Below are 23,636 nucleotides of genomic sequence, written 5' to 3'. Positions count from 1 at the left end.
CCCGGCGGGAGAAGGGAGAAGCTAAAGCCCCTCTCCCACCGGGAGAGGGGTTGGGGTGAGGGTACGTGGCGAAGCCCCAGCGCATCTGGCGCACAGGGAGGGGCCACACGCTGACCGGGTTCACCCGGCAGCGCAGAACTCAGCCCTTCTTGCCGCTCGGCCGCTTGCTGCGCACGTACAGCACCAGGGAGTGCTCCTCCAGTTCGTAGCCGTGATCGGCGGCGATCTTGCGCTGCAGTTCCTCGATCTCCGCGCTTTCGAACTCGATGATCTTGCCGGTATCCACGTCCACCATGTGGTCATGGTGGCCGCCGCGGTCCAGCTCGTACACCGCCTGGCCGCCCTCGAAGTTGTGCTTGAGCACCAGCCCGGCCGCCTCGAACTGGGTCAGCACGCGGTACACGGTGGCCAGGCCGATCTCGTCGCCGTGGTCCAGCAGCTGCCGGTAGATCTCCTCGGCGGTCATGTGGTGCCGCGCCGATTTCTGCTCCAGTAGCTCGAGGATGCGCATCCGGGGGTGCGTGACCTTCAGGCCGACTTTGCGCAGATCGTGGGATTCCATGGCGTCTCCGTTCATAGCTGGTTTATCGCCAGCTGCCTGGGAATGGGTCGCGGCGGTCGCCGGGAGTGTATCATCGACGTGATTTCATTCAGCCCTGTCCCCGATGCGCAATCTCCTGCTGGTCGCCGCTGTTGCCCTGTCCACCGCTGGCTGCGGCATCATTTACAAGCAGCCCATCTACCAGGGCAATCTGATCAAGCCGTCGGCCGTGGAGCAGCTCAAGGTCGGGCAAAGCAAGCAGCAGGTCAGCGCGCTTCTGGGCAGCCCCTCGATCCCGGATCCGTTCCATGCGCAGCGCTGGGACTACACCTCCACTGAGCGGATCGATCGCGTCGGCCATACCGAGATCAAGAACTTCGTCGTGTTCTTCGACAACGACATGGTCACCCGCTGGGAAGGCGACTACTTCCCGGATCAGGACGAAGAACTGGCCAAGAACAGCGTGCGCCAGTTCGGCCGCAACCTGGCCAAGGACAAGAAGAAGCAGCGCCGCGGCGAATGAGCCGGCGGCCGCGTCGCGCCCCGCCGCTCAGCGCGGCTTGGCGCGGCGCCGCCTGGCGTCCTTGGGGTCGATCAGCAACGGCCTGAGCAGTTCCACCCGGTCGCCGTCCTGCAACAGCCGCGTCGGTGCGGCGACTTCGCCGTAGACCGCGCACGGCATGCCGGGCATCGCTTCGGGCAAGGCGGCGGCGGCCAGCGCATCGGCCACGGTCGCGCCTTCCGGCAGGTCCAACCGCTGCGACACGAAGCGCTCCGGCCAGGCCAGCACCACCTCGATCTGCATGGCGGCTAGGCCTGTTCGCGGTCGGCCACGCGCACGAAGTCGTTGACCATGCGGTCGGCCAGGCTCTGGAAGCCCAGCGCCAGCGCCGGGCCCAGCAGGCGCGAGGCCGGTTCGAAGTCGAGCATCAGGCTGACCTTGCTGGCATGGTCGTTGAAACCCTGGAAGGTCCACTGCCCCTGCAGGCGCTTGAACGGGCCGTCGCGCAGCTGCATATCGATGCGATCCGGTCGCTGCAGGCTGTTCTCGGTGGTGAACCAGGTGCGGAACGAGCCCAGACCCAGGTCCAGCCGCGCGACCAGGATGCGGTCGTTCTGCTCGAGGATATGGGCCGCATCGCACCAGGCGAACCGGCGCGGATAGGCGGCGACGTCGTTGACCAGATCGAACATGCGCGTTGCGGCGTGTTCGACCAGAGCGCTGCGGCGGATGATAGGCATTCGGGACGGAAGTGGGACCAAGACGTTCGGGAGGCCCCGAATCGGAGACAATAGCAAGATGAGCAAGAAACCCGCCAAGGATAAAGCAAACGGCGCGACGGCCAACAAGACCATCGCCCTGAACAAGCGCGCGCGCCACGAATACCACCTGGAGGACCGCTACGAGGCCGGCCTGGCCCTGCAGGGCTGGGAGGTGAAGTCGATCCGCGCCGGCCGCGCCAACATCGGCGAGAGCTACGCCTTCGTGCGCCAGGGCGAGCTGTTCCTGTTCGGCGCGCAGATCACCCCGTTGATCCAGGCCTCCACCCACGTGGTGGCCGACGACCGCCGCACGCGCAAGCTGCTGCTGCACCGGAACGAGATCGACAAGCTGATCGGCCGCGTCGAACGCGACGGCTACACCCTCGTGCCCACCGCGATGTACTGGAGCAAGAACAAGATCAAGCTCGAGATCGCGCTGGCCAAGGGCAAGCAGGACCACGACAAGCGCAACGCGGCCAAGGACCGCGACTGGGCCCGCGACAAGCAGCGCATCATGCGCCGGCACAACAAGAATGCCTGAGGGGCGGGGATTGGGGATTCGGGATTGGGGATTCGCAACAGCAGATCTCCTGCCCGTGCCAGCTGTCTTGCCCGCCTCGCCTTTCCCGTAGGAGCGGCTTCAGCCGCGACGCGGTGAAGCCGGGATTGGGGATTGAGGAGTCGCGAAAGCAACTCCCCGGCACACCAATTCAACCGAACGCGCAGCGCAGCACGCGGAAATTTCGGCAGCCGCAAGAGCCCTGTAGCGCATCAATGCCCTTGTAGGAGCGGCTTCAGCCGCGACGCGGTGAGGCCGGGATTTGGAGGACGGGATTTGAGAGTCGGGATTCGGGAGTCGGAAAAGCCGCTTCACTGCGCACCAGCGCAGCCGCACGCTTAGCGCAACAACGCCGAAATTTCGGCAACCGCAAAACCTCCGGTAGCGCATGAATGCCCTTGTGGGAGCGGCTTCAGCCGCGACGCGATGACGTCGGAATCTCGACATGATTCAGACGAGCCGCTCGCACGGGGTCCGCCAGCTGTCTCAAGCACCGTTCCTGAAGCGTTGGCATTCAACCATCGCGACGCAAGCAGATTCCCGCATGAAAAACGATGCAGCCTTGGAACGGCTGTTGTGAGTCTCCGATCCCCCAATCGCCCCCCTGCTCACCGCCTCGCGGCTGAAGCCGCTCCTACAGGAAAAGCGGGGCGCCGGGAATCCGCTGTTGCGAATCCCCAATCCCGAATCCCGGGCTTTTCAGCAGCCGAATGGCTGATCATCCCCGCCCCGCTCACGTCCCGCCAAGCATCCGCATCAAACTCGGCAGTCCACTGCCCTGCATGTAGCGATCGCGCTGCAGGTCCAGGCACTGCGCCAGCACCAGCTGCTTGACCCGATCCGGGGCGCCGATGAACTCGCGGCGCACCGACAGGAACGCGGCGATCAGCCCGGACACGTGCGCCGCGGCCATGCTGGTGCCGCTCATCTCCACCATCCAGGTGCCGGGATCCTCGACCACAAAACCGTGGTGCGCCGACAGGATCTTTTCGCCCGGCGCGACCAAGTCCGGCTTGTAGCGGCCATCGGCCGTCGGGCCGCGCGAGGAGAAATACGAAATGCCGTAGCTGTGCGGGCTGCTCTTGTGCACCGAACCCACCGCCAGCGATTCCTCAAGGTTGGCCGGGTCGCCGATGCTCAGGTCCAGGTTCAGCGGGTAGGCCTCGCCATCGCCCTGCATCAGCCAGGCCAGGCCGTCGTTGCCGGCCGCGATCACCACCACCACGCCCTGGCGCCACAGCCGACGTAACTCGTTGCACAGCGGGGTGAAGCCGCAGCCGTAGCTCTCGGCGTCGAAGTAGCCGCCCAGGCTCAGGTTGACCCCGTGCACCACCAGTTCGCCAGCGCGCTCGTTGAGCTCGGCCACCTGCTGCACGCCCTTGATGATCCAGGAGTCGCGGCCGTTGCCGTCGTCGTCCAGCACCTTCAGTCCGTACAACCGCGCCAACGGCGCCATGCCGGCGAACTGCAACGGTGCCGACGTTGGCACGCCCGGCAGCGGCGCCTCGCATTGCCCGGCGATGATGCCGGCCACATGGGTGCCGTGGCCGTTGCCGTCGAGCGCATCGAAGCCGGCCTCGCCCTGGCGCAGCGCGCGCGGGCGCCCGCGCTGGGTGCAGTCCCATTGGGCAAGCACCGTCGGCGGCTGCCCGGCGGCGTGGAAGTGCGGATGCGCCGCGGCGATGCCGCTGTCCAGCACCGCCCAACCGATACCGGTGCCGAGTGCGCGGTAAGCCACCTGCGCCGCGTCCACCTGGATCGTGCTGCGCGACTGATAGATCAGCGCGCGCTTGCCGGCGTCGCGCCACAGGCGCTTCAGGTTGAGATCGCGATAGCGCTCGCGCAGGCTCTCGATCTCGAACCGGGTCAGCCGCGCCGACACGTAGCGCTGCATCGTGTCTTCCAGTTCGATCTGCGCATCCAGCGCATCGCCGTGCAGGCCGGTGGAGGTCTCGGTCAGCGCGCGCAACGCGGCGATCAGCTCATGCTTGCGTTGCGCCGGATCGCCGGCGTCGGACAACCGCTCGAGTTCGATCAGCACCTCATGGCGATAGTCCGGCGCGCGCGCCTCCAACTGGTCGGACAAATCCTTGATCAACACCGGGTGCGCGATCGGCTGATCGAAGCCCACGCCCACCGCACGCCGCACCTCGGCGCGCACGTCGGGAATGGACAGGTAACCGGCGGCCGAATGCGGGTTGTGTTGCCAATCCGGGTTGATCTTTGACCCGGCGATGTTGTGGAAGCGCTCGCCGGCATCGGCGATGTCGTCGCTGAGATCGTCGTCCAGGGCCACCGGGTCGCGCCGCTCGGCGACGTTGACCCAGCGCGCCACGCAGGGCGGGAACGGCAGCTTCGGCGTACCGGTCCACTCCTTGAACATGCTGCGCACCACCGGTAGCCCCAGCGGCGAACCGAGCGTGAGCAGCAGCGACACCTCGCAGTCCTGCGGCTGCAACTCGCGCAGCACGTCGTAGGCGATCAGCGACCCCTGGCTGTGCGCGACGATCACGAATGGGCCGCCACCGGCGCGAATGCGCTGCAGCAGGCTGTCGCGCATCTGCTCACGTCGCGCCGGCACGAAGAAGAAATCATGCACGTCCTGCAGCAGCGCCGCGGAAATCAACTTGAGCAGCGCGCGATTGAACACGTCGATCACGCCCTGCGCATGCACCTCGGCAGTCCCCACCGCCGGTGGCGGCGCCGCCGTCTCCACCTCGTCCAGCACCTGGTGCAAGCGCGCGCGCTCGGCGTCGCTGCTGGCCAGAGTGTCGGCGAGCTGGCGCAGATCGGCCAGTTGCGGGGTCACGCCGAGCGCGCTGAGCACGCGCTGCTCGGCCTGGTTCAGAACCGGGCCGCGGTCCTGATCCTGACAGTCTCCAGGCTCCGGCAACGGATAGCGTTCGCGGTTGACCCAGTAGGCCATACGCGTGCGCTCGCCCATCGCGCGGCCGAACAGGGCGCGGTCCCACTGGCAACGCAACACCTCGGCCGGCGGCTTGTTGCCGATGCCATGGATGTAGACGACCGTGCGTGCCGGACCCTGCGCCAGCGAGCCTTCGCCGGTGGCCTTGGGCCGCAGCGCGTTGCGCGCTGGCGGCGTCGCGGCGCGCGCCGCCGAGGCAGGCCTGCCGGCGTCGGGAGCCGAGACGTGGGAGCTGGACGCTGTTGCCGGCCTTGCCGACGCAGCCGCTCCTGCCGGCATCGTCTTCTGCGCTGGCTTGGCAGCACGTACGCCGCCTGCCGCCGTCTTGCGCGCTGCCGCCCTCGGCTTGGCGGCGGATGTCGCCTGCGCCTTGGCCGGCGTCTTGCCGGGCTTGGAGGTCGAGGACGTGACGGGTGCCTTGGGCGCGCGTCCGCTGCTGCTGCGGCCACGCGGCTGTCTGCTTGCCATTGCGCTGCTCCATGCCTGGGGGAATGCCTGGGGGACGGCGGCGTGACGGGCCGGCGTCGCAGTGAAGCCAGCTTAAGCGCGGCCTGTCTCAAGACTTGTGACTGCCCTCCCCGATCCCTACACTGTGCAGGTCAGCGTTTGACGTTGTCCCCGGGGGTGCACTGGTTTCGACGGGGGTTGCAAAATCGCTTGGCGCATGCCGAGGGGGCAGCTTTCCTCGTAAATCCAGCCGCAAACTTATAGTTGCCAACGACGACAACTACGCTCTGGCCGCTTAAGGCCTAGCCCCGAAATCGCTTGTGTCCGTGCTCGCGACGTAGGGTCATTATCACGGAATCGCCGGTGGTGGCTGCCTGTCAGCCATTGGCTAAATCAAGCAGGCTGGTCCCGGGATGCGCTTCGCACATCGTGCTGTTCCGGGGCGAGATCCAACGATGAGCTAAGCATGTAGTGCCGGGGATGGAGTGCCTTCGGACGGCGGTTCGATTCCGCCCACCTCCACCAATGAAGAGACCGAGCAGGTCTGAGAAAAGCCGGGAACCCCCATAAAACAAGGGTTTCCGGCCTTTTTTGTGCTCCGAGCAGCACGACCCAATGCATGCAAGTAGGCGCGTGGCGTCCCGGATCTGGTACCCCCAACCTCTCTCACATGCCACACATCGGCGGACAAAGCGACGCGCATGCAGCACGATGTACCGAGCAGGTATAGCCCACGTTTCGGATAACGACGAAGGCGCCCTACCCGCCAGACGGCTTGGCGCCGGCCCTTGCCGGAGCGAAAGCCGCTGGTCGGCGACTGAGCTCCCGAAAACACCTCCAGCGCCGACCATCCGCTCCCGCGAAACGCGCAGGAGCATCGCCGTCGTCCCGATGTCAGTTCCGGCTCACCCCGCGATGGTCTGCACCGACCCCGAATCGACCCGGATCCCGGCGCCATTGATGAAGCTGGCGCGCTCGGAGCACAGAAACGCGACCGCCGCCGCCACCTCTTCCGGTCGGCCACGCCGCTTCAGGACCATGCCGGGACGCTCCTCGTCGAGGAAAGACGCCACCGCTTCATCGAAGGTCATGCCCTTCTCCTTGGCGCGCTTGTGCATCATCGCGTCGGTCATCGGGGTATGGATGAACGCGGGCGACACCGTGTTGACCAGCACGTTGTCGCCGCCGTACGCCTTCGACAGGCCCTTGGCCAGGCTCAGGATCCCCGCCTTCGACGCGCAATAGGCCAGCTCGTCCACGTAGGGCTGCACAGCGTCCTCGGACGCGAACAGGACGATGCGCCCCCAGCCGTTTCGACGCATCGCGGGAATCGCTTCGCGGCACATCCGCACCGCGCCCATCAGGTTGATGTCCAGCGTTTCCAGCCACCCGGCATCGCTCACGTCGAGGAAGTCGCCGGTCGCGCCGGTGACACCGGCCGCGTTGACGTAGATGTCCGGATCGCCCAGCTGTGCCCGGACCTGCGCCCAGATCTCCGCGACATCGTTCGCACGCGTGACGTCGCCTTCGACGGCGATGACCTCGCCCAGGCCCGACAGCTCGGACAGCGCCTGATCGAGCGTGCCGTCCGCACGGTCGGTGATCGCCACGCGTACGCCGGCCTGCAGCAGTTGGCGGGCGGTCTCCTTGCCCATGCCCGAGTCGGCGCCGCTGATCAGGGCAATCCGCTGGTTGATTCCAAGGTCCATGTCGTTTTTCCTCGTTGGGTGGAAGGGAAGGCAGGCGCCTAGTGCGCGAGAAACCGCTCGGCCGTGCGCAGGCCGAGTGCCATCTGCGTCAGGGCCGGATTGGCCGCCAAGGCGCTGGGAAAGACCGAGTTGTCGCAGACGTAGAGATTGCCGATGTCGAACGAACGGCCATCCGCATCGACCACGGCCTGCGCGGGATCGCGGCCCATGCGGCAGGTGCCGAGCGTGTGCGCCGAGCGCGCGGCGGCGAAGATGTCCTCGGCGCCGGCCGCCGCCCAGATCGCCTGCAGCGTGCGCCTGGCATGGGCATCGATCGCCTGTTCGTTGGGGCCGTAGCTGAAGTCGACCCGCGCCTTGCGCATTCCGAAGGCATCGCGCTCGTCGGCGAGCGTCAGGCGATTGGCGTCTTGCGGCAGGCATTCGCCATTGATGCCGATACCGGCCAGGCGGTTGTAGCGCGTCATGGTCTGCACCAGCGCCGCGCCCCAGCGACCGGCGCCGCGCGCCAGCGTATTGGCGAGGGTCACGGGCTGCACGCCCAGGCTCTGGATCAGATAGCCGCCGGCAAACTCGGCCTGCGCCGGACGCAGCATGTCCTCGCTCATCAGCGACGAGGGGTAGCCGCGGTTCATGCGCATGTCCACGTCGAACGTGCCCCAGACCTGGGTCGCGACATGCGCCATGAAATTGCGCCCGACCTGCCCGCTGGAATTGGCCAGTCCCAGGTTCAGCAGCAAGCGCGGCGTTTCCACGCCGCCGGCGCACAGGAACAAGGCCGCGCAACGCTGGCGCAGCTCGCGCTCGCCCTGCCGGTAGACCACGCCGGTAACCGCGCCCAGGCCGTTGCGCTCGATGCCGACGACCCGACAATCGCTGCGCAGGTCCGCACCGTGCGCGCGGGCCAGCGGCAGCCAGGTCGTGTCCACGCTGACCTTGGCGCCGTTGCTGCAGCCCTGATGACACGCACCGCAGTTGTTGCAGGCCACGCGCATGCCCCAGTGCGGCTGCTCGTGCGTGCGTGTGACCAGCGCGGCCGGTGCATCGGCGGCGGTGATGCCGAGGGCACGGCAGCCGCGCTCCATCGCCTCGGCGGGTGCGTTGCGCTGGGCCGGCGGGAACGCATAGCAGCGCTCGCTGTCCCAGGGGTAGACCGCCGGCCCGGACACGCCGATGAAGCGTTCGACGCGCTGGAGGTAGGACAGCAGCTCCTGGTGCGGGATCGGCCAGTCTTCGCCCTGGCCGGTCTGCGTGCGCAGCTGCAGATCGCGCGGGTCCGGGCGCGGGCAGAACGCGCCCCAGTGCAGCGTCGATCCGCCGAGCCCCGTCCCGGAGTTGTTCGGGCCGAACGCGGTCGGCGTGCGCCCACCGCTGAGGCGTTCTTCCATCCAGTAGATGTCTGTCGCCAGTTCGTCCGCGCGGTGCGCGTGCGGGCCGAACGCGGCGCCGGCTTCCAGCACCACCACCGAGACGCCGGCCTGCGCCAGCCGCGCGGCCAGCGGGCCGCCGCCGGCACCGCTGCCGACCACCACCGCATCCACCGCCGCAGGCGATGCGGCGGTCATGGATGCGCCTTGGGCAGCAGCTGCCAGGCCTCGCGTCGACCGGCGGCGGTTTCCTGATAACCGGGACTGCCCGCGCCCAATCCGCCCACGGCGAACCCGTCGTAGCCCAAGGCGGCCATGGTGACGGGAAGGCTCGTCCAGACCCGCACCGTCTCGGCGCGCACGTCTTCGAACCAGGCGGCGAGTTGCGCCGCGCTCCATCCGCACGCGGGACAGTCGCCTGCCTCGTGCACGGAAATGGCGTGCAGCCAGTGGTCCTGGTCCTGGGCAGGCAAGGCGGCGAAGCCGCCGGACAACGCGTCCAGCGCATCCAGCCCCATCGGCCAGGCGAGACGATCGGGCGGCAGGTCGGCGAACCGCCATCCGTCTCCCACCCCGTTGGCGAGATCGACGTCGATGCGGCGTGCGATATCGCCGGCGTCGCCCGCACCATCCAGGACGCGCTCGATCACCGCGGCAAGCGTGCCGAACTGGCGCTCGCTCAAGATCCCTTTCGCCGCGCGGGACGGCCCGGCATGGCGATGCAGCAGCGTCTTGCGCATCGTCGGGGCGACGCGGTCGGCGTTGAGCAATGCCACGAAGTCGTCGGGCAGCCGGCGTGCCGCGGTGCCATCGACATGCGCGGCGATCAACGCCGCGAGCGCCTGCGGTCGCTCGTAGGGAATCAGGTGCGCTGCCTGCGCCACCACGGTGAGGCGCGCATCGCGGTAATGCGGCAGGTTCCAGCGCCGTTGTGCCGCCTCGTCCAGATCGCCGTCCTCGCTGCCGGCGACGATGAGGGCGGGCACTTCGATGCAGCCGGCGTGCGCCGCGCAATCCTCGCGGCTGCCATGGGTGAGCCAGGCGTTCCATGCGCGCGCGCTGCTGCGCAGGACGTCGTCGACGGCACCGTCGCGCGGCGGCGTCGGCAATGGCGCCGCGCAGTTGTCGTCGATGAACTGCTCGGCCTGCTGCCGCGTGGGGCCGGCACCCTCGAACCACGATAACATGGTCTGCCGCCGGGATTCGTCCATCGGCTCGGGCGCGGGCGGCGATGCCGCCACCAGCACGACGCCGGCCAGGCCGGCGAGTCCGGCCACGCCATCGCGGGCGCGCGAGGCGGTCAGCGTGACGATCTTTCCGCCCATGCTGTGGCCCACCACATACCAGCACTCCGGCCTGTCGCGCGCGACCTCGCCTGCGAACCAATCGACCAGCGCCGCGACATCGGGGCGGTCCAATGCCGGCGCATCACCGAAGCCGGGAATATCCAGTGCGATGCAATCGAAGCGCGCGCCCAGGAGATCGATCACCGAAGACCACTCGCGTCTGCTCGAACCGAGCGCGTGCAGGAAGTACAGGACCGGTGTTGCCATGGCGCACCTCGATGACGGTCACGCACGATGGAACAGCCCTCGTCCACGCCACGTGCAGGCCGCCGTAGGCGCGTGCCGTCTTCACCGGGCCTCGGCGGAGAGGCCACTACCGTCGGGCTGCCCTCCCCTTCGCACCTGCCCCCATGCTTCCTCGACACGTCATGCTGGAATCGACGACGCCCCAGCGCGGCCTTGGCATGTGTTGGCGTGGAACCTGAGCACGTGTCGACGACCGCCCGGCCACGCCGCTCGACCTCCAACGTCGACCGCAGCGAGGGCGTACTGCCGATCGAGCAGTACGGCGCGCTTGGCGAAGGACGCTCGGTCGCCCTGACCGGGACAGACGGATCGATCGATTGGTGGTGCGCGCCCAACATGGACAGCGCGCCACTGTTCGACCGGCTGCTGGATGCCGAACAAGGCGGCTACTTTATCCTCGCCCCGGACCAGCCGTTCCGCACCGAGCGGCACTATCGCAAGGACAGCAATGTCCTGGTCACCACATTCACCACCGCCTCCGGCCAGGCGACGCTGACCGAGTCGCTCAACAGCGGCCATGCGGGCCGACTGCCCTGGTGCGAGCTTGCACGACGCATCGAATGCCAGCGCGGGAAAGTGCGCTTCCGGCTGGAGCTGAAATTCAGCCTGCGGGCGCAGAACGCCAGCCCCTATTGCGCGGCCATCGGCCCGCACACCGTGTTCCATGTCGACCGCCTGCTCGGCGTCATGATCCACGACGACAGGCTGAGCTGCGCGTGGTCGGACCATGGCGTTCGCGGCGACATCACCGTGGCGAAGGGACAACGCGCGACGATCGCCCTAGTCGTCGGCGAGGACGAGCCGCTGGTCGCGCCCACCATCGAGGAGATCGACAGCCGCATCGATCTGACCGACAAGGAATGGCGGGCATGGTCGAAGAACGTGACCTTCCCGCGCGCGGGCCGGGATTTTTTCGTGCGCAGCGCGCTTGCGCTCAAGTTGCTGCTCTACTCGCCCTCCGGCGCCATCGCCGCTGCCGCGACGACCTCACTGCCCGAACGCATCGGCGGCGACAAGAACTTCGACTATCGCTATGCCTGGGTCCGCGATGCCGGCTACACCATCCAGGCGTTTCTGGCCGCGGGCCTGGAAGCGGAATCGAAGGCAGCGTTCACCTGGCTGATCCGGCAACTGCGCCAGCACGGGCCGAAAGTCGTGTTCACCCTGGACGGCGGACTGGTTCCCAACGTCACCGAACTGGAGGCCTCCGGCTACCGCAACACCGTGCCGGTGGTGCGCGGCAATCTCGCCGGTGGGCAGCACCAGCACGGCATCTACGGCGACATCTTCGAGACCGCCTATTGCTTCGTGAGCCGCGGCAACATCCTGGACGCCTCCAGCGCCGAACTGCTGTCCCGGCTCGCCGACCAATGCGCCGATCGCTGGCGCAAGGCGGACTCGGGGATCTGGGAGTTGCCCGAACTGCAGCACTACACCATGTCCAAGGTCAGCTGCTGGCAGGCGCTGGCCAGAGCCGTCGAACTGGCCGACCAGGGCCAGTTGCCGACGACGTGTCGCGATCGCTGGGAACGGGAGCGCGACAGGATCAAGGACTGGATCGAAGTCCACTGCTGGTCGGATGCGCAGCAGGCCTTCGTGATGTATCCGGGCAGCGACAAGCTGGATGCGTCGGTGGCGCTGGCCGCACGGTTCCGCTTCGACGGCAAGGAACGCCTGCTGGCGACGCTCGACGCGATCGACCGCGCATTGGGCGTCGGCGCGTTCCATTACCGCTACTCCGGCATGGCGCAGGAAGAAGGCTGCTTCGTCGCCTGCTCCTACTGGATCGCCGAAGCCTATGCCCGCCTGGGACAGAAAGCCAAGGCCAAAAAACGGCTGACACAGCTCAACGCCGCGCTCGATCGCTGCAACGGCCTGTTGAGCGAGATGATCGATCCGCACTCCGGCGGATTCCTCGGCAACTTTCCGCAGGGACTGAGCCATCTCGCGCAGATCATGGCGATGTCGAGCATCGAGAACACGAAAACCAACCCGGTAAAACTGCAACCACACGCCAAGAAGAGGAAGACGCGATGAACGATCGACTGAAGATGCAGGACCCGCGCGAACAGTACCCCAAGCCGCCGTTCCCGCCGCAGCCGCAACCGGTGCCGGGCAAGGCCTCGGAGATGGACCCGGTGCCCGACCACGGCGAGACCAGCTATCGCGGATCGGGCAAGCTGACGGGCCGCCGGGCGCTGGTGACCGGCGGCGACAGCGGCATCGGCCGCGCCGCGGCGATCGCGTTTGCACGCGAGGGCGCCGATGTGGCCATCTCCTTCCTTGCCGAGGAAGCGTCGGACGCACAGGAGGTCATCGCCCTCATCGAGGCCGAAGGGCGCAAGGCGATCAGCCTGCCCGGCGACATCACCGATCGGCAGTGGTGCGCGGCATTGGTCGATAAAGCGGTGGCCGGCCTGGGTGGCCTGGACATCCTGGTGATCAACGCGGGTCGGCAGCAATATCGGGAAGAAATCAGCGAGGTGAGCGACGAGGATTTCGACAAGACGCTCAAGACCAATCTCTACGCCATGCACTGGATCTGCCGCGCCGCAGTGCCGCACCTGCCGCCGGGCGCGGCGGTGATCACCACCGCCTCCATCCAGGCGTACGATCCGTCGGCGATCCTGCTCGACTACGCGACCACCAAGGCCGGCATCGTCGCCTACACCAAGGCGTTGGCGGCACAGCTGAGCGAAAAGGGCATCCGGGCGAACGTGGTGGCCCCGGGTCCGTTCTGGACCGCGCTGCAGTCCTCCGGCGGCCAACCGATGGAGGCGGTCACCCAGTTCGGTTCGAAGACGCATTTCAAGCGCCCGGGCCAGCCGGTCGAAATCGCACCGCTGTATGTGCTCCTCGCCAGCCAGGAAGGCAGCTACCTGACCGGCGAAGTGTTCGGCGCGACCGGCGGGGCCGGCGTCGCCTGACGTCTGGCGAGATCGATACGTCCTCCACACGATGACGCGCCCAGGCGCGTCATCGCGTGTCTGGCGGCGGCCTGTCCTCGACGCACGGGCACAAAACAGCATCGGCAGGCCAGTGGGCCTGCCGATGCGGGAGAAGGTGGTCCAGCCGCGGATGCCTGCATCCTTGAAGCAGCCCCAGGCATCGCCCCGGCCGCACAGCTGGTAGGCGCATCATGCGTGGGAGTGCGTTACGCCGGCGTCCTCGAGGCGTTGCGGAATGATGTCGGCGGCGTCGTGGCCGTGCGACGAGACCGGCGGTGCCGTCCTTCCTCGCCACGATCACCCGCACCGGCGTCGGCAATCGTGACACCCCCCGGCAACGCACCGACATGTCCGTCACCGGCGGTCTGTAGGGTGGAATGCCCTTTCCGATCCGAGACTGCCCGCCATGCCCTTGACCCAGGAACAACTGCGCATCCTGCAGGACATCCACGCCACCACACCGGTCAGCGAAGCGGAAGCGAACTGGGCGGTGCGCGAAAATTATGCGGCGCAAGGCGAGGACGGCGATCTGGCGCTCAGCCAGAAAGGGCTGAAGGCCATCGACGGCAGCGAAGCGTAGCCCGTCCCCGGCGGGCAGATTGCGCTCATCCCCTCGCTGATAACGCGACCGGTGCCGGCGTGGCACGCCAGCGCCGCAGCCTGCTCCGACGTGGATGCAATCGCCCCCGATACGACCGCGGCATGCCCAGTGCGGGCCAGGCGTTGCCCGCACGCTCCATGCGGCGCTGTACGCCACCTTCTCACGTGAGGAGCGTTGGGGCAAAGACACCAGGCGAGCTTGCGTCAGCAGCGCTGCCCGCCCGCCGCGGCCAGACACCGAATGCCGCGTGACGCAGTGCCATCGGTGCGACGCCACTCCCTGCGCCAACGTGAGGCCGTTGCGGCGCCCTTGGTGTGGGCACTGCCGCCTTTCCCGGGTCAGCACGGGATACCCACCACAAAAGAAATCCAGGCATGAAACTTGCCTCTGGCATTGCAACACTCTTCCGCCACTCTGACGTCGCCATGTTCGCCGCCCGCCCCACTTCATCCGCCCGCCATGACCGTGCGCCGTGCCGGAGCGCTTCTCCGTGAGCGCGGGCCTGACCCTGCGCCGGCACTTCCGGCTCGGCATCATCAAGGTCCTGGGCCCGTCCACGGCGGCGGTGCTGCTGCTGTTCGCCGTCTACCAGATGGCGATCGGCGCGCCGTCGACCGCCCTGGCCGGCACCGCGCTGGCCGGATTGGCCGCGCTGGCGACGTGGCTGGCGCTGCATCGCGGCGATGGCCGCATGGACCCGTTGCTGTCGCTGAGCTGGCTGCTGGGCAGCGCCCTGGCCTGCCATGCGCTGCGCCATGCCGCGGTGCCATGGCTGTACCTGGTGATGATGAGCAACTTCTTTGCGGTGACGCGCCATGTCGCCTTGGCCTGCAACGCCACCCTGATTGCGGTGCTGCTGGTGGTCACGCCGAGCACGCTCGGCGCCGAGCATTTCTTCTCGATGGTGTCGGTCTCGCTGCTGATCACCGGGCTGGGCTACATGCTGGCGTTGCGGGTGGAAGGCGACCGCGTGCAACTGGAACAACTGGCATCGCACGACTCGCTGACCGGGCTGCCGAACCGGCGCATGCTCGAGCGCAGCCTGTCGCAGCGGGTGGCCGATCCGCGCCGCGCGACCCGCCGGCATGGGCTGATCGTGCTCGACATCGATCATTTCAAGGAGGTCAACGACCTCTATGGCCATGCCGAGGGCGACCGGGTGCTGGTCGAGCTGGCCACACTGCTGCGTGCGCAAGTGCGCGCGCCGGACGAGGTGTTCCGGTTCGGCGGCGAGGAATTCGTGGTGGTGGCGCGGCTGCAGTCGGCGACCGAACTGTCGGCCTTCGCCAGGCGCCTGCACGACGCGGCACGTACCGCGTTGCACGGTCCCAACGGCACGATCACCGTGTCGCTGGGCGCGGCCATGCTCTGCGACGAGGCACAGTGGCACGACTGGTTCTCGCGCGCCGACACCGCGCTGTACCAGGCCAAGAACAACGGACGCGACCGCTACGTGATCGCCGAGGACGTGGCGCAGGATTGAGCGGCCGGCACCGGCGGCGATCTGCCGCGTGCCCGGCTGGTTTTCGGTCCGGTCGCCGTCAGCAGGAGGACTCTAATGGCAGGAAGCCCCCTGTGGGCGTCAATTGTCATGCCGCGCGAAGTGGTGTGCGTTCTGGATGGCGCAATGCGTCGGGACTGAAGTCCCTCCCACAGTGCACACGGAGGGCGCGCCGCAAGCGATGGGGGGAGTCAACTGTCATGCAACCGCGACGGGCTCTACCGGGAACGCCCGTCGCGGCTGAAGCCGCTCCTGCAGGAAACCCGCACCGGCCTGATGCTGGCAAAAAGCAGATGAGAGAGGTGCCGAGAAGGCCTCGGTGCGTGCAGTCGGCCCGCACCGCGGCCTTTGCGGCCTACAACTCAACGCGCCTGCACCGCAGCCGCCGCCCCCGCGGTGGTCGCGACGTCCCTGCTGCCGGCGTCGGTGCCCGCATCCTGGCCCCAGCCGCCGAGCGCTTTGTACACCCGCACCACGCCAATGTTCACCGCTGCCTCGGCGTCGGCCAGGGCGGCCTCGGCGGTCAGTTGCGTGCGCTGCGCATCGAGCAGGGTCAGGAAATCCTCCGACCCCTCGCGGTAACGGATCTGCGCCAGCGCCTCGGCGCGCTGCGCGGCCTGCGTCTGTTCGGCCACGATCGCCAGCCGCGCCTGTTCGTGGGCGTACGCGGTCAAGGCGTTCTCGGTGTCCTCCAGCGCACCGAGCACGGTCTTCTCGTAGTCGGCGGCGGCGCCGTCGGCCTGCGCCTCGCTCGCGCGCAGGCGCGCGCGCACGCTGCCCAGGTCGAACGCCGCCCACTGGATCGAGGGCGTCAGCGACCAGGCCTTGCTGCGGCCGTGCAGCAAGGCGCCGGCATCGCCGGACAGGAAGCCGACGAAGCCGGACAGGCTGATCCGCGGGAAGAGATCGGCGGTGGCCACGCCGACCCGCGCGGTCGCCGCTGCCAGGCGACGTTCGGCGATGCGCACGTCGGGACGCCGGCGCAGCAACTGCGTGGTGTCGCCCAGCGGCAAGGCCCGCGCATAGGCCGGGGTCGGCTGCGGCGCCAGCAGCGCGTCGAGCGTGCCCGGCGGCTTGCCTAGCAGCACCGCCAGCCGGTGTCGCGCCTGCGCGGCGTCGACTTCCAGCAACGGAATGTCGGCCTCGATCGCCTTCAGCCGCGCACGGCTGCTCTGCACGTCCAGCTCGCTGCCCGCGCCCAGCCGCCAGCGGGTCTCGGTCAGGCGCTGGGTGTCGCGCAGGTTGTCCAGCGTGGTGCGCGCCAGGGCGATGCGCTTCTGGGTGCCGCGCAGCGCGAAGTAGTTGCGTGCGACCTCGGCGGCCACGGTGACCTGGGCGTCGGCCAGGCCGGCCTGTTCGGCCTCCAGGTTCGCGCGCGCGGCTTCGCTGGCACGGCGCTGGCGCCCGAACAGGTCCAGCTCCCAACCGGCATCGAAGCCGAGCCTGTAGCTCTCGGTGAGCACGCGCGCACCGCCGGCATCGGCATCCGGGGCCTTGCCGCGGGTGTAGTCGCCGCCGGCGGTGACGTGCGGCGCCCGGTCCAGGCGCTGCTCGGCGAAGACCGCGCGCGCCTCGTGCACGCGCGCCAGGGCGATGCGCAGGTCGAGGTTGGCGACCAGGCCGTCGTGCACCAGTTGTTCCAGCACCGGATCGTCGAACTGCGCCCACCAGGAGGCGACCGGCGAATCGGTCGCGAACACCGGCGACGCGGTTCCCTGCAACGTCACCGGCGGCTGCGCCGGTGCATGGTAGTCGGGACCGACGCTGGCGCAGGCGCTGAGCAGCGCCAGCGCCAGCGCGCCGAGTGCGGGCCGGATCACCATGGCAGCACCTGTCCGACATGGGTGTAGCTGCCGGTGGGGCCGTCCGCGTCGAGCAGCGCCATCATCACGCTGCTGCGCGCGCCGTCGGCCACCTCCAGTTCGCCCTCGCCCGCGTTCATGTCGGTCTTCACGTAGCCGGGGTGGATGGTGTTGACCTTGATCGGGGTCTCGCGCAGTTCGTAGGCCAGCTGGATGGTCCAGGCGTTTACCGCGCTCTTGGACACGTTGTACGCCGGCACCTTGAAGTCGTAGATCGGCGAGCCCGGCTGGCTGTGCAGCGTCAGCGAGCCGAGCAGGCTGGAGACGTTGACGATGCGCGCGGCCGGGGCCTCGCGCAGCAGCGGCAGGAACGCCTGGGTGACCGCGATCAGGCCGAACAGGTTGGTGTCGAAGGTCTCGCGCCATGACTCCAGCGACTGCTGCGACACGCTCAGGCGCAGGTCGTCGCGCAGGATGCCGGCGTTGTTGACCAGGATGTCCAGCCGCCCGTGGCGGGCGCGCACCGTCTCCACCGCGGCGGCGATGCTGGCGGCGTCGGTGACGTCCAGGGTCAGCGGCTCCACCGGCAGGCCCTCGCCCTGCAGTTCCAGCGCCGCGGCGCTGGCACGGGTCGCGTCGCGCCCGGCCAGCAGCGTGTGCACGCCGGCTTCGGCCAGTTGGCGCACGGTGTGCAGGCCGATGCCGCGGGTGGCGCCGGTGACCAGGGCGATCTTGTGTGCTGCGTTCATTGCGAAACTCCTGAGAAGGATGGGAAAAGGATCAGCCGTGCGCCGGCGCGTCGGCGTGGGCCGGCGCATGCGAGACCAGCGGCCGCCCGGCCAGCTTGCGCAGGGCGACATAGAACACGGGGGTAAGGAACAGACCGAACAGGGTCACGCCCAGCATGCCGGCGAACACGGTGATGCCGGTGGCAGAGCGCACTTCCGCGCCGGCGCCATGCGAGAACACCAGCGGCACGGTGCCGGCGATGAAGGCGATGGAGGTCATCACGATCGGGCGCAGGCGCAGGCGGCAGGCCTGCAGCGCCGATTCGACGATGCCCTTGCCCTGCAGTTCCAGCTCGCGGGCGAACTCGACGATCAGGATCGCGTTCTTGCACGCCAGACCCATCAGCACCACCAGGCCCACCTGCACGAACACGTTGTTGTCGCCGCCGCTCAGCCAGACCCCGAACAACGCCGACAGCAGGGTCATCGGCACGATCAGGATCACCGCCAGCGGCAGGGTCCAGCTCTCGTACAGCGCGGCCAGCACCAGGAACGCCAGCAGCACCGCCAGCGGGAACACCACCAGGGCCGCATTGCCCTGGGTCGCCTGCTGGTAGCTCAGGTCGGTCCACTCGATCTCCATGCCGTTGGGCAGCACCTGCTTGGCGATCTGGGTGATCTTGGCCATCGCCTCGGCCGAGGACAGCGCACGCGCATCGGCTTCGCCGGCCAGGTCGGCGGCCGGATAGCCGTTGTAGCGCAGCACCGGGTCCGGGCCGTAGGTCTGCTTGATGGTGACCATCGAGCCGATCGGCACCATTTCGCCGTTGGCATTGCGGGTGCGCAGCCGGGCGATGTCCTCCACGCTCTCGCGGAACGGCGCATCGGCCTGGGCGATCACCTGCCAGGTGCGGCCGAACTGGTTGAAGTCGTTGACGTAGGTCGAGCCCAGGTAGGTCTGCAAGGTATCGAACAGATCGGTCAGGGCCACGCCCTGGGCCTTGGCCTTGACCCGGTCGACCTCGGCGTCGAGCTGCGGCACGTTGGCCTGGTAGGTGCCGATCGGGAAGCTCATGCCCGGGGTCTGCGCCACCGCCCCCTGCATCGTGCTGACCGCGTTCTGCAGCGCGCCGTAGCCGAGGTTGGCGCGGTCCTCGATGAACAGCTGGTAGCCGTTGCCGTTGCCCAGGCCGAGGATCGGCGGCGGCATGAAGGCGAACGACATGCCCTCGCCCAGCTGCGAGATGCGCTGGTTGATCTCGGCATTGATCTCCAATGCGCTGCGGTGGCGCTGCGCGAACGGCTTCAGCGGCAGGAACACCACGCCGGTATTGGGCGTGTTGGTGAACTGCAGCGCGTTGAGGCCCGGGAACGAGATCGCGTGGGCCACGCCATCGGTCTGCATGGCGATGGTGGCGACCTTGCGCAGCATCGCGTCGGTGCGCTCGATCGAGGCGCCTTCCGGCAGCTTCACACCGGCGATCAGGTACATCTTGTCCTGGGTCGGGATGAAGCCGCCCGGCACCGCCTTGAACATCAGCCCAGTGACCAGCAGCAGCACCACGTACACCGCGAACACCGCGCCGCGGCGGCCGAGGATGCGCGACACCGCGCCCTGGTAGCGGTCGGAGCTGCGGTGGAAGAAGCGGTTGAACGGGCGGAACAGCCAGTTGCCGAACAGCCGCTCCATGCCGCGCGACAGGCGGTCCTTGGGCGCGTCGTGGCTTTGCAGCAGGCGCGCGGCCAGCGCCGGCGACAGGGTCAGCGAGTTGATCGCCGAGATCACCGTGGAGATGGCGATGGTCACCGCGAACTGCTTGTAGAACTGCCCGGTCACCCCGGACAGGAACGCCATCGGCACGAACACCGCGCACAGCACCAGCGCGATCGCGATGATCGGCCCGGACACCTCGCGCATCGCCTGGTGCGCCGCCGCCAGCGGGCTCAGCCCCTCCTCGATGTTGCGCTCCACGTTCTCCACCACCACGATCGCATCGTCGACCACGATGCCGATCGCCAGCACCAGCCCGAACAGGGTCAGCGTGTTGATCGAGAAGCCCAGCAGGTACAGCGCGGCGAAGGTGCCGACCACCGACACCGGCACCGCGATCAGCGGAATGATCGAGGCACGCCAGGTCTGCAGGAACAGGATCACCACCAGCACCACCAGCAGCACCGCCTCCAGCAGGGTGTGCACCACCGCGCTGATCGAATCGCGCACGAAGATGGTGGTGTCGTACACCGCCTCGTACTTCACGTCGTCCGGGAACTGCTTGGTCAGCTCGTCCATCTTGGCGATGACCTGGTCGCGAATCTGCAGCGCATTGGCGCCCGGCGCCTGGAAGATGCCGATGCCGACCGCGTTCTTGCCGTCCAGCTGCGCGCGCAGGGTGTAGTCGCCGGCGCCCAGTTGCAGGCGGGCGACGTCGGACAGGCGCACGGTCTGGCCGTCGGCACCGACCTTGAGCACGATGTCGCCGAACTCCTGTTCGGTGCGCAGGCGGCCCTGGGCGTTGATCAGGGTCAGGAACTTGCTCTGCGGCATCGGCTCGGCGCCGAGCTGGCCGGCGGAGACCTGCACGTTCTGCTCGCGCATCGCCGCGACCACGTCGCTGGCGGTGAGCCCGCGCGCGGCCACCCGCTCCGGGTCCAGCCAGGCGCGCATCGCGTAGTCGCCGCCGCCGAACACCTGCGCATCGCCCACGCCCTGGATCCGCGCCAGCGCGTCCTTGACGTGCAGGCGCGCGTAGTTGCGCAGATACAGGCTGTCGTACTTGCCCTTGGGCGAGGTCAGGTGCACCACCATCAGGAAGGTCGGCGACTGCTTCTGCGTGGTCACGCCCTGCCGGCGCACGTCCTCGGGCAGGCGCGCCTGCGCCTGCGCGACGCGGTTCTGCACCTTGACCGCGGCATCGTCCGGATCGGTGCCCGGGCGGAAGGTCACGGTCATCTGCAGCACGCCGTCGGAGCCGGCGACCGACTTGATGTACATCATGTTCTCGACGCCGTTGATCGCTTCTTCCAACGGCGTGGCGACGGTCTCGGCGATGACCTTGGGGTTGGCGCCCGGATACACCGTGCGCACCACCACCGAAGGCGGCACCACGTCCGGGTATTCGCCGATGGGCAGCAGCGGGATGGCGATCAGGCCCGCGGCGAAAATGACGATCGACAGCACGGCGGCGAAGATCGGCCGGTCGATGAAGAATCTGGAAAAGTCCATGGGTGGTGGTCCTGGAAACGGTTGAAACGGGGGGCCAGGCGCGGACGCAGGCAAGCTGGTGGCGGCGCCGGGCCATGGCGGGCCCGGCGGGTATGGCCGGTACGACCCGGCCGGTGCTGCGTCGGCGCCCGCGACTCAGTCGAGGGCGACGGCCTGCGGCGGTGCGGCCGGGGACGTGGTCTGCAGCGCGATCGGCTTGGCCTGCACCGGCATGCCGGGCATGAACACCTTCTGCACGCCATCGACGATGACCTTGTCGCCGGCGGACAGGCCGCTGCGCACGATGCGCAGGCCCTCGGCGCTGCGGCCGAGCTGCACGTCGCGCCGCTGCGCCTTGCCGTCCTTGTCGACCACGTAGACGTACTTGCGGTCCTGGTCGGTGAGCACCGCGCGGTCGTCGATCAGCACCGCGTCGAAGCGGCCGCTGCCGAGCAACCGCACCCGCGCGAACAGGCCGGGGGTGAAGCGACGATCGGCGTTGTCCAGCAGCGCGCGCACGTGGATGGTGCCGGTGCTGCGCACCAGTTGGTTGTCGAGGAAATCGACCTTGCCGGCGTGCGGATAGCCGTCCTCGCCGACCAGGCCGACCTGCACCGGCAGGCTGCCGTCGCGTTCGCTCGGGCGCTGGCCGTCGCGCGCCATCTGCGCATAGCGCAGGAAGGTGCCTTCGTCGGCATCGAAGTACACGTGCACCTTGTCCAGCGACACCAGCGTGGTCAGCACGCTGGCGCTGTCGCCGGCGGTGACCAGGTTGCCGGCGGTCACCATCGCGCGGCCGGCGCGGCCGTCGATCGGCGCGCGCACCTGGGTCCATTCCAGGTTCAGGCGCGCGGTATCCACCGCCGCCTGCGCGGCCAGCACGTCGGCCTGCGCCTGCTCGGCGGCGGCGCGCCGCTGCTCCCAGCTTTCGGTGGAGATGGCCTGCTGCTCGGACAGGGTCTTGGCGCGCGCGGCCTCGCTGGCACTGAGCTTGGCCTGGGTGCGCGCACGCGCCAGGTCGGCCTCGGCGCGCGCCAGCTCGGCGCGGTAGCTGCGCGCGTCGATGGTGAACAGCACCTGGCCCTTCTTCACTTCCTGGCCTTCGACGTAAGCGACCTTGTCGATGTAGCCGGACACGCGCGGGCGCAGATCGACGTGCTCGACCGCCTCGACGCGACCGCTGAACTCGTCCCACTGGCTGATCTGCTTCTGCAGCGCGGGCGCCACGCCCACGCTCGGCGGCGGCGGCGCGCCCTGTTCGTTGGCCTGGCTCCCGCAGGCGGCCAGCGTGGCGACCAGCAGCGCCACCGCCAGCGGGCGCAGGGCGCCCGGCAGCAGGCGCGACGGCATCGGAATCGGATTCATGGAGAGACCTCGTGGGTGGAGAAGGAAAACGGCAAGGGGGTGAGCAAGGCGCTGCGCGGCTGGGCGAAGTGGCGGCGGTCGATCTCGACCAGCGCACGGTCCGGCCGCTGCGGTTCGGCCAGCAGGTGGACCACGGCGCGGCCGACGCCGAGGGTGGTGAACCACTCCGGGCAGTCGTCGATGGCGGTGTCGCTGCGGCACACCGGTTCGGACAGCGACAGCAGATGCACGTGCACGCCCAGCGGCTTGGCTTCCTCGTGCAGCACCTGGGCGAGCATGCGGATCGCCGACGCCGCCACCGAACTGTCGCCATGCCCGGACCACGCGCGCAGCGCGCAGGGACTGCCCAACAGCACGTAGCGGGCGCCGCGCTCGTGCTGCGCCAGCAGCGGCAGCAGATGCCGGGCGGCAGCCAGGTGCGGCAGCAGGTCGGCATCCAGGCGTTTGCGCAGCGCGCCCAGCGGCCGCTCCAGCAGGCGCCCCGGCCGCAGCGGGCTGCCGAGCGCGGCGACCACCCCGGCCAGCGGCCGCGGCCGCTGCGCGACCTCGGCGACCAGGGCGGCGGCAGCTGCGTCGGTGCCGACCGAGCCGCACAGCACGTCCAGGCCAGGCTCGTCGCGGTGGCGTTCGCGCAGCGCGGCCAGGCGGGCGCGGTCGCGCGCCACCGCCAGCACCGGGCTGCCGGCTTCCAGCAGCGCCTGCACCACGCCCTGCCCGACCGTGCCGCTGCCGCCGAGAACCAGGACCTCGGGGGCCAACATCCCGCTCACGGGACTTTTCCTCCCGCCGACGGGACAATCGCGATGCGACCCAACCGGTCGTTGCCGGACGCGCCCAGGCGCAGACTGCTTCCGCCCTGCCGCCGCGGCGGCGGCGTGAACTCGCGAAACGCTTTCGGATAAAGGGATTGCGCCGTCGCCACGGACGCGGAACGGCGCCGCGGCTGGCGATCGGGGCAGGCGAAAAACTGGAACAGGGTGCGCATCGACATGGGCAAAGACCGTCGGTGATGGCGAATGCGGACAAATTAGGCGCCAAAGCCGCACTTGATTAGTCCGAATTAAGGGGAATAATCGTCCCGCTACCGG

The 23,636-nt window shown here is 68.6% G+C and carries 19 protein-coding genes and 1 other RNA gene; 7 read left to right on the top strand and 13 right to left on the bottom strand.

Translation table 11 applies throughout. The features are described from left to right. Positions 1-139 precede the first annotated feature (139 nt). On the bottom strand, positions 140-562 hold the full coding sequence (gene fur, locus J7357_RS02810; RefSeq protein WP_026143876.1) for a ferric iron uptake transcriptional regulator: 423 nt from the start codon (positions 560-562) through the stop codon (positions 140-142). A gap of 103 nt (positions 563-665) precedes the next feature. Here fur and bamE point away from each other — a divergent pair, with 103 nt between their 5' ends. Further along, the gene (gene bamE / locus J7357_RS02805; protein ID WP_010344267.1) at positions 666-1,064 is read left to right on the top strand and encodes an outer membrane protein assembly factor BamE; all 399 of its coding nucleotides are present in this window, start codon (positions 666-668) and stop codon (positions 1,062-1,064) included. A gap of 27 nt (positions 1,065-1,091) precedes the next feature. Here bamE and J7357_RS02800 read toward each other — a convergent pair whose 3' ends face one another. Beyond that, entirely contained in the window at positions 1,092-1,346 is a 255-nt protein-coding gene (locus J7357_RS02800) for an RnfH family protein (RefSeq protein WP_209244737.1), read from the bottom strand. Between the two features lie 5 nt (positions 1,347-1,351). Further along, positions 1,352-1,783 carry a ubiquinone-binding protein gene (locus J7357_RS02795; RefSeq protein WP_010344269.1) on the bottom strand — a complete coding sequence of 144 codons (432 nt, stop codon included), beginning with the start codon at positions 1,781-1,783 and terminating at the stop codon, positions 1,352-1,354. A gap of 58 nt (positions 1,784-1,841) precedes the next feature. Between J7357_RS02795 and smpB the strand changes: the two genes are divergently transcribed. Beyond that, positions 1,842-2,345, top strand: coding sequence for an SsrA-binding protein SmpB (gene smpB / locus J7357_RS02790; protein WP_010344270.1), 504 nt, complete (start codon positions 1,842-1,844; stop codon positions 2,343-2,345). 751 nt (positions 2,346-3,096) lie between these two features. On the opposite strand, the gene J7357_RS02785 is transcribed toward smpB, so the two are convergent. After that, positions 3,097-5,568, bottom strand: a complete 2,472-nt coding sequence (locus J7357_RS02785; RefSeq protein WP_209244897.1) for a S8 family peptidase — start codon at positions 5,566-5,568, stop codon at positions 3,097-3,099. 341 nt (positions 5,569-5,909) lie between these two features. Between J7357_RS02785 and ssrA the strand changes: the two genes are divergently transcribed. Then, positions 5,910-6,261, top strand: a transfer-messenger RNA (tmRNA) gene (gene ssrA / locus J7357_RS02780). 380 nt (positions 6,262-6,641) lie between these two features. Here the strand turns inward: ssrA and J7357_RS02775 are convergent. The 3 genes from J7357_RS02775 to J7357_RS02765 are packed head-to-tail and all read right to left on the bottom strand — an operon-like array spanning position 6,642 to position 10,362. Continuing rightward, on the bottom strand, positions 6,642-7,445 hold the full coding sequence (locus tag J7357_RS02775; protein WP_209244735.1) for an SDR family oxidoreductase: 804 nt from the start codon (positions 7,443-7,445) through the stop codon (positions 6,642-6,644). A gap of 38 nt (positions 7,446-7,483) precedes the next feature. Next, positions 7,484-9,007, bottom strand: a complete 1,524-nt coding sequence (locus J7357_RS02770; protein WP_209244733.1) for a GMC family oxidoreductase — start codon at positions 9,005-9,007, stop codon at positions 7,484-7,486. After that, positions 9,004-10,362, bottom strand: coding sequence for an alpha/beta fold hydrolase (locus tag J7357_RS02765; protein ID WP_209244731.1), 1,359 nt, complete (start codon positions 10,360-10,362; stop codon positions 9,004-9,006). The genes J7357_RS02770 and J7357_RS02765 overlap by 4 nt, the downstream gene beginning before the upstream one ends. A 222-nt stretch (positions 10,363-10,584) precedes the next feature. On the opposite strand from J7357_RS02765, the gene J7357_RS02760 reads away from it, so the two are divergent. The 4 genes from J7357_RS02760 (at position 10,585) to J7357_RS02745 (ending at position 15,433) form a co-directional block, all read left to right on the top strand. Then, the gene (locus J7357_RS02760) at positions 10,585-12,438 is read left to right on the top strand and encodes a glycoside hydrolase family 15 protein (RefSeq protein WP_209244730.1); all 1,854 of its coding nucleotides are present in this window, start codon (positions 10,585-10,587) and stop codon (positions 12,436-12,438) included. Next, entirely contained in the window at positions 12,435-13,328 is an 894-nt protein-coding gene (locus J7357_RS02755) for an SDR family oxidoreductase (RefSeq protein WP_209244723.1), read from the top strand. The genes J7357_RS02760 and J7357_RS02755 overlap by 4 nt, the downstream gene beginning before the upstream one ends. A gap of 427 nt (positions 13,329-13,755) precedes the next feature. Continuing rightward, entirely contained in the window at positions 13,756-13,929 is a 174-nt protein-coding gene (locus J7357_RS02750) for a hypothetical protein (protein WP_010344278.1), read from the top strand. Between the two features lie 511 nt (positions 13,930-14,440). After that, positions 14,441-15,433, top strand: a complete 993-nt coding sequence (locus tag J7357_RS02745; RefSeq protein ID WP_209244721.1) for a GGDEF domain-containing protein — start codon at positions 14,441-14,443, stop codon at positions 15,431-15,433. 380 nt (positions 15,434-15,813) lie between these two features. Here J7357_RS02745 and J7357_RS02740 read toward each other — a convergent pair whose 3' ends face one another. The 6 genes from J7357_RS02740 to J7357_RS02715 form a co-directional block, all read right to left on the bottom strand. Beyond that, positions 15,814-17,274, bottom strand: a complete 1,461-nt coding sequence (locus tag J7357_RS02740) for an efflux transporter outer membrane subunit (protein ID WP_209244719.1) — start codon at positions 17,272-17,274, stop codon at positions 15,814-15,816. Beyond that, positions 17,268-18,002, bottom strand: a complete 735-nt coding sequence (locus J7357_RS02735; RefSeq protein WP_010344281.1) for an SDR family oxidoreductase — start codon at positions 18,000-18,002, stop codon at positions 17,268-17,270. The genes J7357_RS02740 and J7357_RS02735 overlap by 7 nt, the downstream gene beginning before the upstream one ends. A 31-nt stretch (positions 18,003-18,033) precedes the next feature. Further along, complete coding sequence (locus J7357_RS02730; RefSeq protein ID WP_209244716.1) at positions 18,034-21,204, bottom strand: multidrug efflux RND transporter permease subunit; 3,171 nt, start codon at positions 21,202-21,204, stop codon at positions 18,034-18,036. Positions 21,205-21,339: 135 nt separating this feature from the next. Next, entirely contained in the window at positions 21,340-22,548 is a 1,209-nt protein-coding gene (locus J7357_RS02725) for an efflux RND transporter periplasmic adaptor subunit (protein ID WP_209244709.1), read from the bottom strand. Further along, positions 22,545-23,318, bottom strand: coding sequence for an SDR family oxidoreductase (locus J7357_RS02720; RefSeq protein WP_209244707.1), 774 nt, complete (start codon positions 23,316-23,318; stop codon positions 22,545-22,547). The genes J7357_RS02725 and J7357_RS02720 overlap by 4 nt, the downstream gene beginning before the upstream one ends. Further along, the gene (locus J7357_RS02715; RefSeq protein WP_209244705.1) at positions 23,315-23,539 is read right to left on the bottom strand and encodes a hypothetical protein; all 225 of its coding nucleotides are present in this window, start codon (positions 23,537-23,539) and stop codon (positions 23,315-23,317) included. Before J7357_RS02715 ends, J7357_RS02720 begins: the two co-directional genes overlap by 4 nt. Positions 23,540-23,636 lie beyond the last annotated feature (97 nt).

It is taken from the genome of Xanthomonas sp. D-109 (genome assembly GCF_017746095.1).
Lineage (GTDB): Bacteria > Pseudomonadota > Gammaproteobacteria > Xanthomonadales > Xanthomonadaceae > Xanthomonas_A > Xanthomonas_A sacchari.
The sequence above is the reverse complement of the archived record's forward strand: the minus strand, read 5'-3'. Positions and strand labels throughout refer to the sequence as shown.

Excerpts from the sequence above, each read along its gene's own strand:
- J7357_RS02755 (WP_209244723.1), top strand. The coding sequence starts at position 12,435 with ATGAACGATCGACTGAAGATGCAGGACCCGCGCGAACAGTACCCCAAG.
- J7357_RS02800 (WP_209244737.1), bottom strand. The coding sequence starts at position 1,346 with ATGCAGATCGAGGTGGTGCTGGCCTGGCCGGAGCGCTTCGTGTCGCAG.
- fur (WP_026143876.1), bottom strand. The coding sequence starts at position 562 with ATGGAATCCCACGATCTGCGCAAAGTCGGCCTGAAGGTCACGCACCCC.
- J7357_RS02765 (WP_209244731.1), bottom strand. The coding sequence starts at position 10,362 with ATGGCAACACCGGTCCTGTACTTCCTGCACGCGCTCGGTTCGAGCAGA.
- J7357_RS02730 (WP_209244716.1), bottom strand. The coding sequence starts at position 21,204 with ATGGACTTTTCCAGATTCTTCATCGACCGGCCGATCTTCGCCGCCGTG.
- J7357_RS02770 (WP_209244733.1), bottom strand. The coding sequence starts at position 9,007 with ATGACCGCCGCATCGCCTGCGGCGGTGGATGCGGTGGTGGTCGGCAGC.
- J7357_RS02740 (WP_209244719.1), bottom strand. The coding sequence starts at position 17,274 with ATGGTGATCCGGCCCGCACTCGGCGCGCTGGCGCTGGCGCTGCTCAGC.
- J7357_RS02715 (WP_209244705.1), bottom strand. The coding sequence starts at position 23,539 with ATGTCGATGCGCACCCTGTTCCAGTTTTTCGCCTGCCCCGATCGCCAG.
- J7357_RS02795 (WP_010344269.1), bottom strand. The coding sequence starts at position 1,783 with ATGCCTATCATCCGCCGCAGCGCTCTGGTCGAACACGCCGCAACGCGC.
- J7357_RS02725 (WP_209244709.1), bottom strand. The coding sequence starts at position 22,548 with ATGAATCCGATTCCGATGCCGTCGCGCCTGCTGCCGGGCGCCCTGCGC.
- J7357_RS02735 (WP_010344281.1), bottom strand. The coding sequence starts at position 18,002 with ATGAACGCAGCACACAAGATCGCCCTGGTCACCGGCGCCACCCGCGGC.
- smpB (WP_010344270.1), top strand. The coding sequence starts at position 1,842 with ATGAGCAAGAAACCCGCCAAGGATAAAGCAAACGGCGCGACGGCCAAC.
- J7357_RS02785 (WP_209244897.1), bottom strand. The coding sequence starts at position 5,568 with ATGCCGGCAGGAGCGGCTGCGTCGGCAAGGCCGGCAACAGCGTCCAGC.
- bamE (WP_010344267.1), top strand. The coding sequence starts at position 666 with ATGCGCAATCTCCTGCTGGTCGCCGCTGTTGCCCTGTCCACCGCTGGC.
- J7357_RS02750 (WP_010344278.1), top strand. The coding sequence starts at position 13,756 with ATGCCCTTGACCCAGGAACAACTGCGCATCCTGCAGGACATCCACGCC.
- J7357_RS02775 (WP_209244735.1), bottom strand. The coding sequence starts at position 7,445 with ATGGACCTTGGAATCAACCAGCGGATTGCCCTGATCAGCGGCGCCGAC.